At 64.9% G+C, this 14,666-nt stretch carries 13 protein-coding genes; 4 read left to right on the forward strand and 9 right to left on the reverse strand.

Going from position 1 to position 14,666, the window contains the following annotated elements; genetic code table 11:
- Window positions 1-2: 2 nt before the first annotated feature.
- The 8 genes from QW868_RS14375 to QW868_RS14410 form a co-directional block, all read right to left on the reverse strand.
- Entirely contained in the window at window positions 3-1,100 is a 1,098-nt protein-coding gene (locus QW868_RS14375; RefSeq protein WP_315811096.1) for a Gfo/Idh/MocA family oxidoreductase, read from the reverse strand.
- A gap of 22 nt (window positions 1,101-1,122) precedes the next feature.
- Window positions 1,123-1,971, reverse strand: coding sequence for a carbohydrate ABC transporter permease (locus QW868_RS14380; RefSeq protein WP_315798550.1), 849 nt, complete (start codon window positions 1,969-1,971; stop codon window positions 1,123-1,125).
- Window positions 1,964-2,905, reverse strand: coding sequence for a sugar ABC transporter permease (locus QW868_RS14385; RefSeq protein WP_315811097.1), 942 nt, complete (start codon window positions 2,903-2,905; stop codon window positions 1,964-1,966). The genes QW868_RS14380 and QW868_RS14385 overlap by 8 nt, the downstream gene beginning before the upstream one ends.
- Before the next feature lies 1 nt (window position 2,906).
- Entirely contained in the window at window positions 2,907-4,166 is a 1,260-nt protein-coding gene (locus tag QW868_RS14390; protein WP_315811098.1) for an extracellular solute-binding protein, read from the reverse strand.
- A gap of 247 nt (window positions 4,167-4,413) precedes the next feature.
- On the reverse strand, window positions 4,414-5,640 hold the full coding sequence (locus tag QW868_RS14395; RefSeq protein ID WP_315811099.1) for a threonine ammonia-lyase: 1,227 nt from the start codon (window positions 5,638-5,640) through the stop codon (window positions 4,414-4,416).
- A 117-nt stretch (window positions 5,641-5,757) separates the two neighbouring features.
- Entirely contained in the window at window positions 5,758-6,750 is a 993-nt protein-coding gene (argC, locus tag QW868_RS14400; protein WP_315811100.1) for an N-acetyl-gamma-glutamyl-phosphate reductase, read from the reverse strand.
- Window positions 6,747-7,412 (reverse strand): FMN-binding negative transcriptional regulator, encoded by a 666-nt coding sequence (locus QW868_RS14405; protein ID WP_315811101.1) that lies wholly within the window; start codon window positions 7,410-7,412, stop codon window positions 6,747-6,749. The genes argC and QW868_RS14405 overlap by 4 nt, the downstream gene beginning before the upstream one ends.
- Window positions 7,413-7,662: 250 nt before the next feature.
- Window positions 7,663-8,193, reverse strand: a complete 531-nt coding sequence (locus QW868_RS14410; RefSeq protein ID WP_315737817.1) for a DedA family protein — start codon at window positions 8,191-8,193, stop codon at window positions 7,663-7,665.
- A gap of 270 nt (window positions 8,194-8,463) precedes the next feature.
- On the opposite strand from QW868_RS14410, the gene parE reads away from it, so the two are divergent.
- The 4 genes from parE (at window position 8,464) to QW868_RS14430 (ending at window position 12,723) form a co-directional block, all read left to right on the forward strand.
- The gene (gene parE, locus QW868_RS14415) at window positions 8,464-10,527 is read left to right on the forward strand and encodes a DNA topoisomerase IV subunit B (RefSeq protein WP_315737816.1); all 2,064 of its coding nucleotides are present in this window, start codon (window positions 8,464-8,466) and stop codon (window positions 10,525-10,527) included.
- A gap of 238 nt (window positions 10,528-10,765) precedes the next feature.
- Window positions 10,766-11,539, forward strand: a complete 774-nt coding sequence (locus QW868_RS14420; protein WP_315755578.1) for a porin family protein — start codon at window positions 10,766-10,768, stop codon at window positions 11,537-11,539.
- Between the two features lie 202 nt (window positions 11,540-11,741).
- A complete protein-coding gene (locus QW868_RS14425) occupies window positions 11,742-11,927 on the forward strand; it encodes a hypothetical protein (RefSeq protein WP_315712631.1) in 186 nt (61 codons plus the stop codon).
- A gap of 28 nt (window positions 11,928-11,955) precedes the next feature.
- Entirely contained in the window at window positions 11,956-12,723 is a 768-nt protein-coding gene (locus QW868_RS14430) for a glucose 1-dehydrogenase (RefSeq protein ID WP_315774660.1), read from the forward strand.
- 8 nt (window positions 12,724-12,731) lie between these two features.
- On the opposite strand, the gene QW868_RS14435 is transcribed toward QW868_RS14430, so the two are convergent.
- Window positions 12,732-14,231: a caspase domain-containing protein gene (locus tag QW868_RS14435; protein ID WP_410051297.1), complete on the reverse strand. Its 1,500-nt coding sequence runs from the start codon at window positions 14,229-14,231 to the stop codon at window positions 12,732-12,734.
- Window positions 14,232-14,666: the final 435 nt, after the last annotated feature.

Genomic DNA, 14,666 nt, shown 5'->3' on the forward strand with positions numbered 1-14,666 from the left:
CCTCAGTCGATCTGTCCGGTGTCGCGTCCAACAGGCAACATCGCCGGCCGCTCCACGCGGCTCTCGATCCTGACCCGCCGGCCTTCGTTTGCGGAGGTCTGGAACGCCTCCATGACCTCCAGCACGTGGAAGGCGAGCGCACCGCTAGCCCGATGCGGCCGGTCGTTCAGGATCGCGGTCGCCATATCGGCCACGCCGATGGAGCGGAACTCGCCGTCGACGTGACCATGCGTCAACGGCATCGTCTGCCAGTCGCCGCCGGTCTTGGCGACCTGGACCTCTCCACCGAAGCGGTTGGGGTCCGGCACCAGCATGCTACCCTCGGCGCCATAGATCTCGATGGGCGCGTGCCGGTGCTTCGGAACGTCGAAGCTCATCGTGACCGAGACCACCGCCCCGCTCTCGAACTCCAGCGTGCCCGCGACGTGGGTCGCGACCTCGACCGGGATCAGTGTGCCGTTCATCGGTTGGCTGGTGACAAGGCGCTCTGATCGCGGGCGCGCCGTGGAGCCCATGACGCTCACGACCGGGCCGAGCAGTTGCACGAGATCGGTGATGTAGTACGGGCCCATGTCGAGCATCGGCCCGCCGCCGCGCAGGTAATAGAAGCCCGGCGCCGGATGCCAGCGCTCATGGCCGGGACAGCCGAAGAACGCGCTGCCCGCGACAGGCGTGCCGATCGCGCCGTCGTCGATCAGCTTGCGCGCGGTCTGGTGGCCGCCGCCAAGGAACGTGTCGGGCGCGCAGCCGACCCGCAGATTCTTCTGCGCGGCAAGCTCGATCACCTTGCGGGCTTCCGCGACGTCGATTCCGAGCGGCTTCTCGGAATGCACGTGCTTGCCGGCATTCAGCACGGCGAGACTGACGTCGGTATGGGCGAGCGGCACGGTGAGATTGATGACGATCTCGACGTCATCGCGCTTCAGCAATTGATCGACCCGCATCGCCGGCAGGCCGAAGGCTGCGCCCTGTCGCTCGGCTGCGTCGCTGCGCATGTCGGCGAGCGCCTTGATGTCCAGAACGGGGAAGCGCTCGGCCGCCTTCAGATAGGCGGTGCTGATGTTGCCGCAGCCGATGATGCCGATGCCGACTTTTCTCATTGTGGTCTCCGTGAGGTCCCGTTCATCCCTTGACCGCGCCCGATGTCAGGCCAGCAACGATGTGCTTCTGCGCCAGGAGGAACAGAATGATGGTGGGCAGGATGGTCAGGGTGATGAAGGCGAGGATCAGGTGCCACTCGGACGAATACTCGCCCTGATAGACCATGATGCCGAGCGGCCATGGATACAGCGCATCGGTGTTGAGCATCACGAGCGGCAGCAGATAGGCGTTCCAGCTGTTGACGAAGGTGATGGTGCCGACCGTCGCCAGGATCGGGCGCGACAATGGCAACGTCACGTAGCGGAAGAATTTTATATAGCTGCAGCCGTCGACCAGCGCGGCCTCGAGCAGCTCGTAGGGGATGTCCTTGAAGAAGCGGCGCAGCAGCAGCACGCTCATGGCGAGGCTGAAGGCGACCTGCGGCAGTGCGACGCCGAAATAGGTGTCGAGCAGCCCGAGATCGCGCACCTTGATGAACAGCGGCAACACCGCGGTCGCCGCCGGAAACAGCAGACCGAGCGTCAAATAGCTCAAGAGCATCGAGCTGCCGTAGAATCGGACATGGGCAAAGGTGAAGGCCGCCATCGAGGCGACGATAAGAGTCAGGACGACCGTCAGCGTCGAGATGATCAGCGAATTGCGCAGCAGCTGCCAGTAGCGCCCGGAGAACAGGATGTCGGCATAGTTCTGCCACTCCCAATGCTGTGGCAGGCCGAACGGGTTGACGCGCAGCTCCCCGAGCGACTTGAAGCCACCGAGCAGCGTCGCAAGCAGCGGCACCAGCACGAAGATGGCGACGATGGCGAGGAACGCTGCCTTGAACAGCACGGCAGGATCGAACGGCGCCCTGGTGGCCTCGGCACTATTCATCGCGCATGAACCATCGTTTGTAGGTGAAGGCAAAGGTCACGCAGATCACGAACAGGATGACGCCGATGGCGCTGCCGTAGCCGACCCGCATGCGGGAGATGCCGTTGTTGTAGAGAAAGCTCACCATCGTATTCGAGGAGTCGGCGGGCCCTCCGCGCGTCAGCGGCATGACCAGGTCGAACAGCTGCAGCGAGCCGACAATGGCGAAGAACACCGAGAGCCGGATCGTCGGATGGAGCAAGGGAATGACGACGTGGCGCAGGCTCTGCGACCGCGTCGCACCGTCGATCCGGGCGGCCTCGATCAGGCTCTTGTCGATGCTCTGGAGCGCGGCGATGAACAGCATCATGTGGAAGCCGAAATACTTCCAGACGATCACGATCAGCACTGCCAGCATCGCCGTGTCGGTCGAGGCCAGGAGATGCGGCGGGTCGGCGCCAAAGCTGCGCCAGATCGAGGCGACCAGGCCGTAATCGCCGTCATAGACGAAGCTGAAGATCAGCCCGGTCGCGATCTCGGCGAGGATATAGGGCATGAAGAACAGCATCCGCAGCGCCACTGCGCCGCGGAACCGCTCCGCAAGCATCAAGGCCAGCGTCAGCGCAAGCGGTAGCTGGACACAAAGCGAGACCGCGACGATCAGACCATTGTTGCGAAGCGCGAGCCAGAACGCCCGTGTCTCCAGCACGAAGCGATAGTTGTCAAAGCCGATCCAGTTGGTCGGCCTGCCAAACCCATTCCAATTGAAGCCCGAGTACCAGGCGGCCTCGCCGATCGGCAGCACCACGAACAGCGTGAACAGCAGCAGCGCCGGCGGCAGGAACAGGATCAGGACGGTGAAGCGGCCGTCCCAGCTCGGGCCACGCACCGCGCGTGACGAGAGCGATGCCGGCGACACATCCATCGCCGGCGAGCCCGCGAATGGCCTTGCCACGTCAGTTGCCCTGCTTCCGCGCCGCCTCGATCGCCTTGGCGGCGTCCTGCGGGCTCATGCTGCCACCCGCGATCTCCGCGGAGACGTCGTTGACGACGCGACCGACCGAGGGGCCGAGGCTCTGGTCATAAAAGTTCTGGTGATAGTTCGATTTCGCCAGATTGGCGGCGATCAGCTTCATGAAGGAGTTGTTGAGGCCTGCCTCCGCGCCCTGCACCACCGGGATGACGAAATTCCCTGCCGCCAGCCGTGTCTGCACATCTTTCGAGATGAAGTACTTCAGGAAATCGACCGCTTCCTTCGGCGAGCCCTTGGTGACCAGCCAGCCGGTGATGCCGCCGAGCGTATCAGTCGGCGCGCCCTTGCCGCCGGCCACGGTGGGAAAATCGAACCAGCAGATCTTGTCCTCGCTCAACCCGACCTTATCGGCAGCGAGCGCGCGCTGGAGATTGTAGACCGAGCTGATCGCCAGCGTCATCGCCGCCTTGCCATCGCCGAAATAACCGACCGCCTGCGGATTCTTGAAGCCAAGAAAGCCGTTCTGGAACGGCTGCAAATCGACGAGCTGCTTGAACAGCTCGCCTGATTTGACGAAGGTGTCGCCGGCAAAGCCGCCATTCTCGCCACGCAGCGCCGCGTCGAATGCCGGCTTACCGCCGATCCGCACCGCAAGATGCGTCCAGTAGAAATGCAGCGGCCATTTGTCGGCGCCGCCGACCACGATCGGGGTCACGCCGGCCGCCTTCAACGTCTTCACGGCGCTCAGCAGATCGTTCCAGCTCTTGATCGCCGTGGGATCGACCTTCGCCTTGGCCATCAGCTCCTTGTTGCAGACGAAGCCGACCTGCGACAGCGAGATCGGCAAGCCGTAGACGTGGCCGCTGTCGGTGAATGCCGCGAGCGCCGCCGGAGTCACGCTGTCGCTGTAGCCTTTCACCTGCTCAGTGATGTCCTCGAGCACGCCAGCCTCGATCTGCGCCTTCAGGACACCGCCAGCCCAGCTGTAGATGATGTTCGGCCGGTCCTTGGATTGCAGGATAGTCGGCAGCTTGGCCTTGTAGGCCTCGTTCTCGAGGAACTGCATCTCGATCTTGACGCCCGGATGCGACGCCTCATAGGCGCGGACCACCTCCTCCCAGATCTTCACCTGGGCCGGATTGACCTCGATATGCAGCCATTTCACGGTCGTATCGGCGCTCGCGGCGTTGGCCCAGAGCAGGCATGCGGCAGCGGCGAGTCCCAGCTTCGCGAGCAGTCTCATCAGAAATCCTCCCAACCGTCTTTTTTGTTGCGGTAATCCTGTCCTCATTTTTTGAGGTACGCAACTGAAATTCTGACCGAGCAAACCTCAAACGTGTTCGCATTTGCGAACAGCTTCACGAGCAGACAGAGAGATTGCTAATTGGGCTGAGCAAGAATCGGCGGGCAGCCGCACGCGCCTTTCGCCTGGAAAATGCGGAGCGGACGTCTGCCGCACCGCGAAGGATCTGCTGGAGATCGCCTGACGCTCAGGTGCAGCGCGCCTTGAAATCGGCGGCCACCAGTTTTGCCATCACGTCGTTGAGATGCCCCTGGTCGCGCGTCTCGATCACCAGCTCCAGCAAGGTCGCCTTCGCCGGCAGGTCGGAGAACGTGCGCTGGTGCGACACCTCGATGATGTTGGCGCCTGCGTCCGCCAGCAATGTGGAGACGGCAGCAAGCTGTCCGGGACGATCGACGATGTCGATCGACAGCTGCGTCAGCCGCCCCTCGCGCGCCAGTTCGCGGGTGAGGACCGAGGCGATCAGCCGGGTGTCGATGTTGCCGCCGCTCAGCACAAGCCCGACATTGCATCCGGCAAACTGCGCGGGGTGCGCAAGCACGGCAGCGAGACCGGCCGCGCCGGCGCCTTCGACGACCGTCTTCTCGATCGAGATCAGGGTGGCGAGCGCCCGCTCGATCTGCGGTTCGGTGACGAGCAGGATGTCGTCGACGAGATGGCGGATGATCTCGGTCGTGATCCGGCCCGGCGATTTCACCGCGATGCCCTCGGCGAGCGTGTCGCCGCGCATCGGCAGCTGACTGCCGCGGATGGCGTTGTACATCGACGGATAGAGCTCGGCCTGAACGCCGACGATGCGCAAGCCCGGCTTGATCGCGCGCGCCGCGACTGCCATGCCGGAGATCAGCCCGCCGCCGCCGATCGGCACCACGAGCGTATCGAGCTCGGGGACCACCGCGAGCATCTCCAGCGCCACCGTGCCCTGCCCCGCGATGATCAGCGGATCGTCGTAAGGATGGATCATGGTCATGCCGAGAGCCGCGCCATGCTCCCTGGCGAACGCGCCCGCCTCCTCCAAGGTGGCGCCGGAAATCACGACCTCGGCGCCGTGCCGCCTGGTGTTCTCCACCTTCACCATCGGCGTGCCCACCGGCATCACGATGGTCGCGGGAATGCCGAGACGCCGCGCGTTGTAAGCGACGCCCTGCGCGTGGTTGCCGGCCGACATCGCGATCACGCCGCGTTCGCGCTGCTCGGCGGACAGCGCATTCAGCCGGTTCAGCGCGCCGCGCTCCTTGAACGAGGACGTGAACTGCAGGTTCTCGAATTTCAGCCAGATGTTGCATCCGCAGATCTCGCCGAGCGTCCGGCTCTGGTTGCAGGCGGTCGCGAGTACGGCGCCGTGGATGGTCGCCGCGGCGGCTCGCACATCGCTCACGGTGACGGCCAGCGCATTCAGATCGGTGGGGGTCATGGGTCTGCCCATTCCTCAGCGTGCGTCGTTGCACAGCGCGGCCGGCGGAACGCCGGCCGTCGCATGATGTTGCCGATCGTGCCGGGCGCTTCCGCGACCGGATGATCCAGATCGATCTCAGCTGCCGAGATCGGGCAGCCCGAGCATCAGCCGCATGTTCTGCACGGCCGCGCCCGACGCGCCCTTGCCGAGATTGTCGAGCCGCGCCACCAGCACCGCCTGGTGATGCTTGTCGCTGGCGAAGACGTAGAGCTCGAGCTTGTTGGTCTCGTTGAGCGCCTCCGGCTCCAGCCGGCCGCTCTTGGCCGCCGCACCATCGAGCGGCATCACCGAGACGTATTGGCTGCCGGCATAGTGCTTCGCCAGGGCGGTCTGCAGGTCTGAGCCAGACGGCTTGCCCGGCAGCGTGTCGAGCTGCAGCGGCACCGAGACCAGCATGCCCTGCCGGTAGTTGCCGACCGAGGGAATGAAGATCGGCCGCCGGGTCAGCCGCGAATAGAGCTGCAATTCGGGTAGATGCTTGTGCTCGAGGCTGAGGCCGTACAGCTCGAAGTTCGGCGCGGTGCCATTCTCAAAGGCCGCGATCATCGTCTTGCCGCCGCCGGAATAGCCGCTCACCGCGTTCACCGTGACCGGATAGTCCTGCGGCATCAGTCCGGCATCGACCAGCGGCCGCAGCAGCGCGATGCCGCCGGTGGGATAGCAGCCGGGATTGGAGACCTTCCGCGCATTCCGGATCTTGTCGGCCTGGTCGGCGGCGAGCTCGGGAAAGCCATAGGCCCAGTCCGGCGCGACCCGGTATGCGGTCGACGCGTCCAGCACCTTCGGCGCGGCATGTCCCATGCCGTCGATCAGCGCCACCGTCTCCTTGGCCGCATCATCCGGCAGGCAGAGGATGACGAGATCGACCTCCGCCATCAGCGCCCGCTTGGCCGCTGGATCCTTGCGCTTGTCCTCGGCGATCGTCTTCACGACGATGTCCGGCTGGTGCCGGAGCCGCTCGGCGATTCCCAAGCCAGTCGTGCCCGAGCCGCCGTCGACGAACACGGCGCGCGCCGCAACCCCGGAGGCGGTGTGAGCTTTCGGCAAGTTGCTATCGATCACGGTCATGACACGCTCCTTGAGGGGTGGGTTTCGCCGGCAAAGGCCTGGGGCCGCGCCTGCCGCATGAGAGACGATATCTGTTGCGAGCCGATGTCGGGCCGCTCGCCGAGCCGGGTTGCGACCGCCGCATAGTCGGCTTCGGACTTGTGCTGGTTGAGCTTGAAACTGCCTTCGACCTGGTCGATCGTCATCACGATGCCGATGATCGCCTTGCGCATCGCCTCCAGCCGGCCAGCGCTCATCTTGTCCGAGGTCCACGGCGTTTTCGGCAACAGCCTTTGCTCGAACTCGGCACTGACCGCATCCACCTGCTCTGCGAGCTCCGCCTCCGACAGGATGCGCGCCGGGCCGGTCAGATGCACTGCCTGATAAAGCCAGGTCGGCACCTGATCGGGCGAGACGTACCAGTCGGCCGACACATAGGCATCGGCGCCGTTGACGGCGAGCAGCCACGGCGTCGCGCCGTCGGCGAGCTTCGCCAGCGGATTGCCGCGTGCGACGTGGAAGAACGCCTGCGGCGTGCCGTCGTTGAGCGCCCCGAGATGAAACGGCACGGAGGACGCGATCGGCTTGGTGCCGTCCGACGCGCACACCGTGCCGAAGCCGCGCGCGTCTGCAAAGCCGAGGCTCGCGGCGCGATCGGGCTTGAAGGGTGGTGGCGTGTACATCGGAAACTCCTGCTGGACGAAGGAGCCGCCTGATCAATCGCGCTGCAAGGAGAAAGTCTGCCGCGGGATTCGGATCCGGCGGCAGGGGCTGTGATCTAGACGCAGATCATCGCCCGTACCGCGGGGGTACGACGGCGCATTTCGGCGATCATGTTGGTCGCTGCGTTGATCATGGGGGCAGGCCTATAAGGCCGCCGGGTTCCTGCGTCAAGCTCGCAAGTCGGCCCGGCCCCCGTTTTTGGGGCTGGCATCAGACCGCATGCCACAGCCATTCCATGATGCGCCCGATGATGTCGCCGAACAGCAGCAGCACCGCCGACCACACCAGCGCCGACACGAAGTTGGCGATCTGGAACACCATGTAGGGCATCTCGAAAATGCCCGCCGCCAGCGGCACCGATGCACGCAACGGGCCGAAGAACCGGCCGATGAAGATGCTCGGCACGCCCCAATCGCGCACGAAGGCCTCGCCGCGCGGAAGCATCTCCGGGTAGCGCGACAGTGGCCACATCTGGGCGACACGATCCTTGTAGCGGTAGCCGAACCAATAGGAGAGCCAGTCGCCGAGCGCGGCGCCGATGCCCCCGGCCAGCCAAATCGGCCAGAAGCTGATCCCGGTGGCGCCGATCAGGGCTCCAATCGCGACCAGGGCGCCCCAGGCAGGAATCAGGAGTGAGACAAAGGCCAGGGACTCGCCAAAGGCAAGCAACAGAACGATCGGAGCAGCCCAGGCCTGATGGTCGCGCACGAAGTCGGCAACCGCGCGGCCAAAATCTTCCATCTGCTCGACGCCTTTCTGCTCCGGGGCGCTTAAGTGCTTGAAGGCCTTCGCGGTTCCCTGGCGCAGACTGGTACGCCACCGAACCCGCCCACTTCAAGTCACAACAACCGGCTGAACCGCGTGAACAGCGTCGATCCGGCGATCGGAACCGGCCAAGACGTGGCGGGCCGGTGAACGTCGTTGTTTCCCGGGTCATTGTTTTATGCCGGTCCATGGCATAGTCAGGCCCAACGATTCGTTCCATCTTGCGCACACGCAACATCAGATTCCATGGGTAAGCCGTTGAAATCAGCTGCAAAAGCCAAGGCCAAGGGCGTCACGGACCCGTTGGCGGCGTTCGCCGCAAAGGGCAAGGCTCCGGCCAAGCCAGCCGCCCGCTCTGCGGGTGCCGAGGGCGATTACACTGCCCGTGACATCGAGGTCCTCGAGGGCCTGGAGCCGGTGCGGCGCCGCCCCGGCATGTATATCGGCGGCACCGACGAGAAGGCGCTGCACCACCTGTTCGCCGAGGTCATCGACAACTCGATGGACGAGGCGCTGGCCGGCCACGCCACCTTCATCGAGGTCGAGCTCGATGCCGAAGGCTTCCTCACCGTGACCGACAACGGCCGCGGCATTCCGATTGATCCCCATCCCAAATTTCCGAAGAAGTCGGCGCTCGAGATCATCATGTGCACCCTGCACGCGGGCGGCAAGTTCGACTCCAAGGTCTACGAGACCTCGGGCGGCCTGCACGGCGTCGGCATCTCCGTGGTGAACGCGCTGTCGACCCGGCTCGAGGTTGAGGTTGCCCGCAACCAGAAGCTCTACCGCATGGTGTTCGAGCGCGGCCACCCGAAGGGCAAGCTCGAGGAGGTCGGCAAGGTCGCCAACCGCCGCGGCACACGGGTGCGTTTCCAACCCGACCCAACCATCTTCGGCGCCAAGGCGACGTTCAAGCCACAGCGCCTGTTCAAGATGGCGCGCTCGAAGGCCTATCTGTTCGGCGGCGTCGAGATCCGCTGGAAATGCGATCCGTCGCTGCTGAAAGGCATCGAGGACGTTCAGCCCGAGGCGACCTTCCACTTCCCCGGCGGCCTGAAGGACTATCTGGCCGCCGCGATCCATGCCGACACGCTGGTCCATCCGGATATCTTCGCCGGCAAGTCGGGCCGCACCGGTGGCCATGGCGGCTGCGAATGGGCGGTCGCCTGGACCGCGGACGCCGACGGATTCCTGTCCTCCTATTGCAACACGATTCCGACACCCGACGGCGGCACGCACGAATCCGGCATCCGCAGCGCGCTGCTGCGTGGCCTGAAGGACCACGCCGAGCGCGTCGGCCAGGGCAAGCGCTCGGCCAACATCACCTCCGAGGACATCATGGCGGGCGCCGCCATCATGCTCTCGGTGTTCGTGCGCGAGCCGGAATTCCAGGGCCAGACCAAGGACCGCCTCGCCACCGCAGAGGCTCAGCGCATCGTCGAGCAGGCCGTCAAGGACCCGTTCGATCACTGGCTGTCCGGCAACCCGGTGCAGGCGAATCGCCTGCTCGACTTCGTCATCGAGCGCGCCGAGGAGCGTATCCGCCGCCGTCAGGAAAAGGAGACGGCGCGCAAGACCGCGACCAAGAAGCTGCGCCTGCCCGGCAAGCTCGCCGACTGCACCGACGCGGGCACCGAGGGCTCCGAGCTGTTCATTGTCGAGGGCGATTCGGCCGGCGGCAGCGCCAAGCAGGCGCGCGACCGCAAGAAGCAGGCGGTGCTGCCGCTGCGCGGCAAGATCCTCAACGTGGCCTCGGCCGGCAAGGACAAGCTGACCGCCAACGCCCAGCTCGCCGATCTCGTGATGGCGATCGGCGCCGGCACCGGCACGTCGTATCGCGAAGAGGATCTGCGCTACCAGCGCATCATCATCATGACCGACGCCGACGTCGACGGCGCCCACATCGCCTCGCTGCTGATCACCTTCTTCTACCGGCAGATGCGGCCGCTGATCGACGAAGGGCATCTCTACCTCGCCGTGCCGCCGCTCTACCGGCTCACCCATGGCAGCAAGACGTTCTACGCGCGCGACGATGCCCATCGGGACGAGCTCCTGAAGCGCGAGTTCAATGCCAACGCCAAGGTCGAGATCGGCCGCTTCAAAGGTCTCGGCGAGATGATGCCGGCCCAGCTCAAGGAAACCACCATGGATCCGGCCAAGCGCACCCTGCTGCGCGTGGTTCTGCTGGCCGAGGATCGCGACGGCACCGCCGACTCGGTCGAGCGGCTGATGGGGACCAAGGCAGAGGCCCGCTTCGCCTTCATTTCGGAAAAGGCCGAATTCGCCAGCGACGAGCTGCTCGACGTCTAGCTTTTGACCCGATTTCACGCCTCGATTGCAGGTTCCATTCGCTCGCCTGGGCCTGCTTTTCTCTTTCTGTTTCAGTTGTTTACAGAAAGCTAAGGCGTCCCGCACCGCACTTTCCCCTCCGGTGTGGTCAACCGGCAACAGCTTTTGGGCACCAATCGGCTATAGTTCGGGCACATCTGGCGAGGGAATCGCCGCCGCAACCCGGCACCTGCGACATGACGATCTTGGGGAATTGAATATGAAAAAGCTTTTGCTTGCTGCCACTGCGCTGGTTGCGATCACGGGTGCCGCTTCGGCTGCTGATCTGGCGGCTCGCCCCTATGTGAAGGCTCCGATGATGCCGGTGGCGCCGAGCTGGACCGGCTTCTACATCTTCGGTGGTGCCGGCGGCGGCATCTGGGATGCAGACTCGCACACCAACTTCAACGGCGTGCCGGTGACGATCGATCAGCGCGTCGGCGGCGACGGCTGGTTCGGCACCGTCGGCGCCGGCTACGACTGGCAGGTCAACCCGACCTGGGTCTTCGGTGTGTTCGCTGACGGCCAGTTCGGCAGCCTGCGTGGCACCGTGCAGGATCAGTTCGCTGCCCTGACCGGCCGGATCAAGATGGAAACCGCCTGGGCCGCTGGCGCTCGCGTCGGCTACCTGGTTGCGCCGAACGTGCTGTCCTACGTCAACGCCGGCTACTCCGGCTCGCACTGGTCGGGCACCGGCCTGACCACCCTCACCGGCGCGGCGTCCGGCTTCCACACCGACTCGTTCAACCGCAATGGCTGGTTCGTCGGCGGCGGCGTCGAGAACAACCTGAACATCTTCGGCATCTCGGCGCCGGGCTGGTTCATGAAGACCGAATATCGCGCTGCCTATTACGACCGGAAGGACATCGCGGTCCGTACCGACGTCGGCAACCTCGTGACGACCGACTCCGTCAGCTTCAAGCCGTGGGTGCAGACCATCAGCACTTCGCTGGTCTACCGCTTCAACTGGACCGGCCCGGTCGTCAAGTACTGAGCCGAACGCACTCGGTCTTTCAATAATTCTGCGAAAAGCCCCGGTTGATCCGGGGCTTTTTGTTTTTGGCTCGGATATTGGCGGCTGGAGCCGCTGGTCATCTGCCGCGCCGGCCGCTAGCCTCCTCGTCACAAAATTTCACAAAAAAGACGGCAGCAGCGTTTCCGATGCTGTGACGCGGTCGATGAGGGAGGAAGTGGCCATGCGGAAATTCCTGATGATCGGCGGCCTGCTTCTGCTCGCCATCGGCCTGCTCTGGGTCGGTCAGGGCACCGGGGTGGTGGCATGGCCGCGGACGAGCTTCATGATCAACCAGCTGCAGTGGGCAGGCTACGGCGTCGGCATGGGTGCGCTCGGCCTGGTGATGATCTGGCAGGGCACCTGCTGATCTCCGACAACAACAATGGAGACACGGCATGGCGGGCCGTTTCGACCTGAGGGGCAAGGTTGCGATCGTGACGGGCGGCAACGGCGGAATTGGCCTGGGAATGGCGCGCGGGCTTGCCGATGCCGGCGCTGACATCGCCGTGGTCGGCCGCAACGAAGCCAAGTCGCAGGCGGCAGTTGCCGATCTGGCGGCGCGCGGCGTCAACGCCATCGCCGTCACGGCCGACGTCAGCAACAAGGACGACGTCACCGCCATGGTCGCGCGCGTGACCGGCGAGCTCGGTCGCATCGACATCCTCATCAACAATGCCGGCATGAGCATCCGCAAGCCGCCGCACGTGCTCGAGCTGGAGGAGTGGCGGGAGGTGATCGACACCAATCTCACCAGCGCCTTCCTGTGCTCGAAGGCCGCCTACCCGGCCCTCAAGGCGAACGGCGGCGGCAAGATCATCAACATCGGCTCGATGCTGTCGATCTTCGGCGCCAGCTTCGCGCCGGCCTATGCAGCCAGCAAAGGCGGAATCGTGCAGTACACGCGCGCCTGTGCCTGCGCCTGGGCGCCCGACAACATCCAGGTGAACGCGATATTGCCGGGCTGGATCGACACCGACCTGACGCGCGCGGCGCGCAGCCAGATCGACGGCCTGCACGACCGCGTGCTGGCGCGCACGCCCGCGGCACGGTGGGGTGACATCGACGATTTCGCCGGCATCGCCACGTTTCTGAGCTCATCGGCCTCGGACTTCGTCACCGGCACAGCCATTCCCGTCGACGGCGGCTATTCGATCATGGCGTAGCCAAGGCCTCAGCGACGAAAGCTCTTGATCTCGGAAACGCTGCCGTCACGATAGGTCAACTCCACCGAGACGAACTTCGTCGCCGGCGGCAATTTCAAATAGGGCGTGGCGTTGGATGGAATCGCGATGGGATCGCGCATGTCACAGCCGGGCATGTTCAGGACCTTGTCCGGCACGGCCGTGTCGACGCCGATGCGGACCTCGCGGATCGCGCAGCGATACGACATCAGGTGCGTGTAGTAGACCAGGAGACCGTTGAACTCGCGGAACGACAGCCAGCTGGTCGCCGTCATGTCGAGGATCTTGCGCTGGTCACGCACCAGCGCGGCCTCCGGCTCGAACCGGATCGGGAACGGCCCCTGCATCTCGCCCGTCGCATCGACATAGCGGACCTGGATGGTGCCCGCGGGCGCATCCGCCGACAGCTGGATCGAGGGATTGGGCATGCGCTTGCGCGTGCGCGGATCGAGCACGTCCATGAAGCCGGTCTCGCGAAACTCCCCTGCCTCACCCATGCGCCAGGAAATACCGAGCGTCGGATCGGCGATCGAGAACGTGACGGTCCAGCCGCCATTGTGGCGCGAGAACATCGCAATCGGTGCGTTCAGGCTCTCGTTCGCCGGCGGAATGCGTGGCGCCGAGACGGGAGGCAGCGCCGCGAGCTTCGGCTGCGGCTCGGCCGGCTTGTCGGCCGCGGCCGGGCCCTTCGCCATGCCGTTGAGAAACACATCGTCGACCATCTGGTCGAAATAGACCGGAATCTGCTTGTGCCGCACGGTCTCGGCGAGTTCGCTGACCAGACGGCGGGTGCGCTGTGCGACCTGCACCAGATTGACGCCGGGCTGCGTCAGCTCCTTGGCGAAGGTGCGCGTGAACACCGAGTTCGGATTGGCGTCATCGTTGGAGAGCCGATCGAGCGCGGTCTGGCGCGGACCGGCCGAGAACACCGAGAATACGCCTTCGGGCAACTGCGTCATCGGGGCCAGGCCACCCCCGCCCGCCACCGCGCGGGTGCCCGAGCGCTCGAACGGATTGTTGCGGCAGGCGTCGAACACCAGGATCGAGGTGCGCGCCTTCTTGTTCTGCAGCCGCTCGATGACGCGGTCCGCGAGGATCGAGGCGTCGCGCACCAGCTCCTCCTGCCCTTCGGTCGCCGCCGGCACGTCGGTCGGCAACAGGAAGTTCTGGCCCGCGATCTCGAAGCCGTGGCCGGCATAGAAGAAGAACGCGGTGTCGCCCGGCTCGACGGCATTGTCGAACGCCAGCAGTGTCTGGCTGAACTGCTGGCGACTGAGATTCTCCGCGACCATGACATTGAAGCCGAGCTGTTTCAGCGTGTCGCCCATCGTGCGCGCGTCGTTGACGGCCTTCTGCAGCTTCGGAACGTACCGGTAGTCGTTGTTGCCGATCACGAGCGCAACGCGCTTCTCGGCATGCGCGGCGGCCGGCGCCAGAACCACCGCCAGCATCGCCAGCCCGCACGCCAGCCACGTCCGCATCGATCTCATCGTCCGTCCCTGCCTTCATTGCGTGGGCTGCCGCCATCGATAGTCGGCGGCACGCCGCCACCGGTTCATCTCCGAGGCGCCCGCGGGCCGCTCCAACTCCCTGCCGAACACACGCCGCAATTCCGTCGACAATTCGACCAGAGCGCTTTCCGCCAGCGGCCGGCCAGAGCTTCGGAGCAGCCGAATACGACAGCTCGACGACAGGTTGCCCGCAAATAATGCAAAAACATTAAGCTTTTTCGGTACTTCGTTCCCCTCTTCCATTGACTTTGCAGGATTCGCCCCTATCTTCCGCAGCAGCGCGGCCGGATCGCATCCGATTCCTGAGAGATTGACCGCGGGTCGGCGTTAGTCAGAAAACCCCCAGCTTCCTTAGAGCATGCCGTTTCGGGGTTGAGCGCGACCACAGCCTTTTACCCCTCGATTCCTAACGGC

The organism is Bradyrhizobium sp. SZCCHNR1051 (assembly GCF_032489615.1).
Classification (GTDB): Bacteria; Pseudomonadota; Alphaproteobacteria; order Rhizobiales; family Xanthobacteraceae; genus Bradyrhizobium.

What these genes read in the sequence shown, in the direction of transcription:
- QW868_RS14420 (WP_315755578.1), top strand. Translation starts at nt 10,766, where the DNA reads ATGAAAAAGCTTTTGCTTGCTGCCACTGCGCTGGTTGCGATCACGGGT.
- QW868_RS14430 (WP_315774660.1), top strand. Translation starts at nt 11,956, where the DNA reads ATGGCGGGCCGTTTCGACCTGAGGGGCAAGGTTGCGATCGTGACGGGC.
- QW868_RS14375 (WP_315811096.1), bottom strand. Translation starts at nt 1,100, where the DNA reads ATGAGAAAAGTCGGCATCGGCATCATCGGCTGCGGCAACATCAGCACC.
- QW868_RS14405 (WP_315811101.1), bottom strand. Translation starts at nt 7,412, where the DNA reads ATGTACACGCCACCACCCTTCAAGCCCGATCGCGCCGCGAGCCTCGGC.
- QW868_RS14395 (WP_315811099.1), bottom strand. Translation starts at nt 5,640, where the DNA reads ATGACCCCCACCGATCTGAATGCGCTGGCCGTCACCGTGAGCGATGTG.
- QW868_RS14390 (WP_315811098.1), bottom strand. Translation starts at nt 4,166, where the DNA reads ATGAGACTGCTCGCGAAGCTGGGACTCGCCGCTGCCGCATGCCTGCTC.
- QW868_RS14435 (WP_410051297.1), bottom strand. Translation starts at nt 14,231, where the DNA reads ATGAGATCGATGCGGACGTGGCTGGCGTGCGGGCTGGCGATGCTGGCG.
- QW868_RS14410 (WP_315737817.1), bottom strand. Translation starts at nt 8,193, where the DNA reads ATGGAAGATTTTGGCCGCGCGGTTGCCGACTTCGTGCGCGACCATCAG.
- parE (WP_315737816.1), top strand. Translation starts at nt 8,464, where the DNA reads ATGGGTAAGCCGTTGAAATCAGCTGCAAAAGCCAAGGCCAAGGGCGTC.
- QW868_RS14380 (WP_315798550.1), bottom strand. Translation starts at nt 1,971, where the DNA reads ATGAATAGTGCCGAGGCCACCAGGGCGCCGTTCGATCCTGCCGTGCTG.
- QW868_RS14425 (WP_315712631.1), top strand. Translation starts at nt 11,742, where the DNA reads ATGCGGAAATTCCTGATGATCGGCGGCCTGCTTCTGCTCGCCATCGGC.
- argC (WP_315811100.1), bottom strand. Translation starts at nt 6,750, where the DNA reads ATGACCGTGATCGATAGCAACTTGCCGAAAGCTCACACCGCCTCCGGG.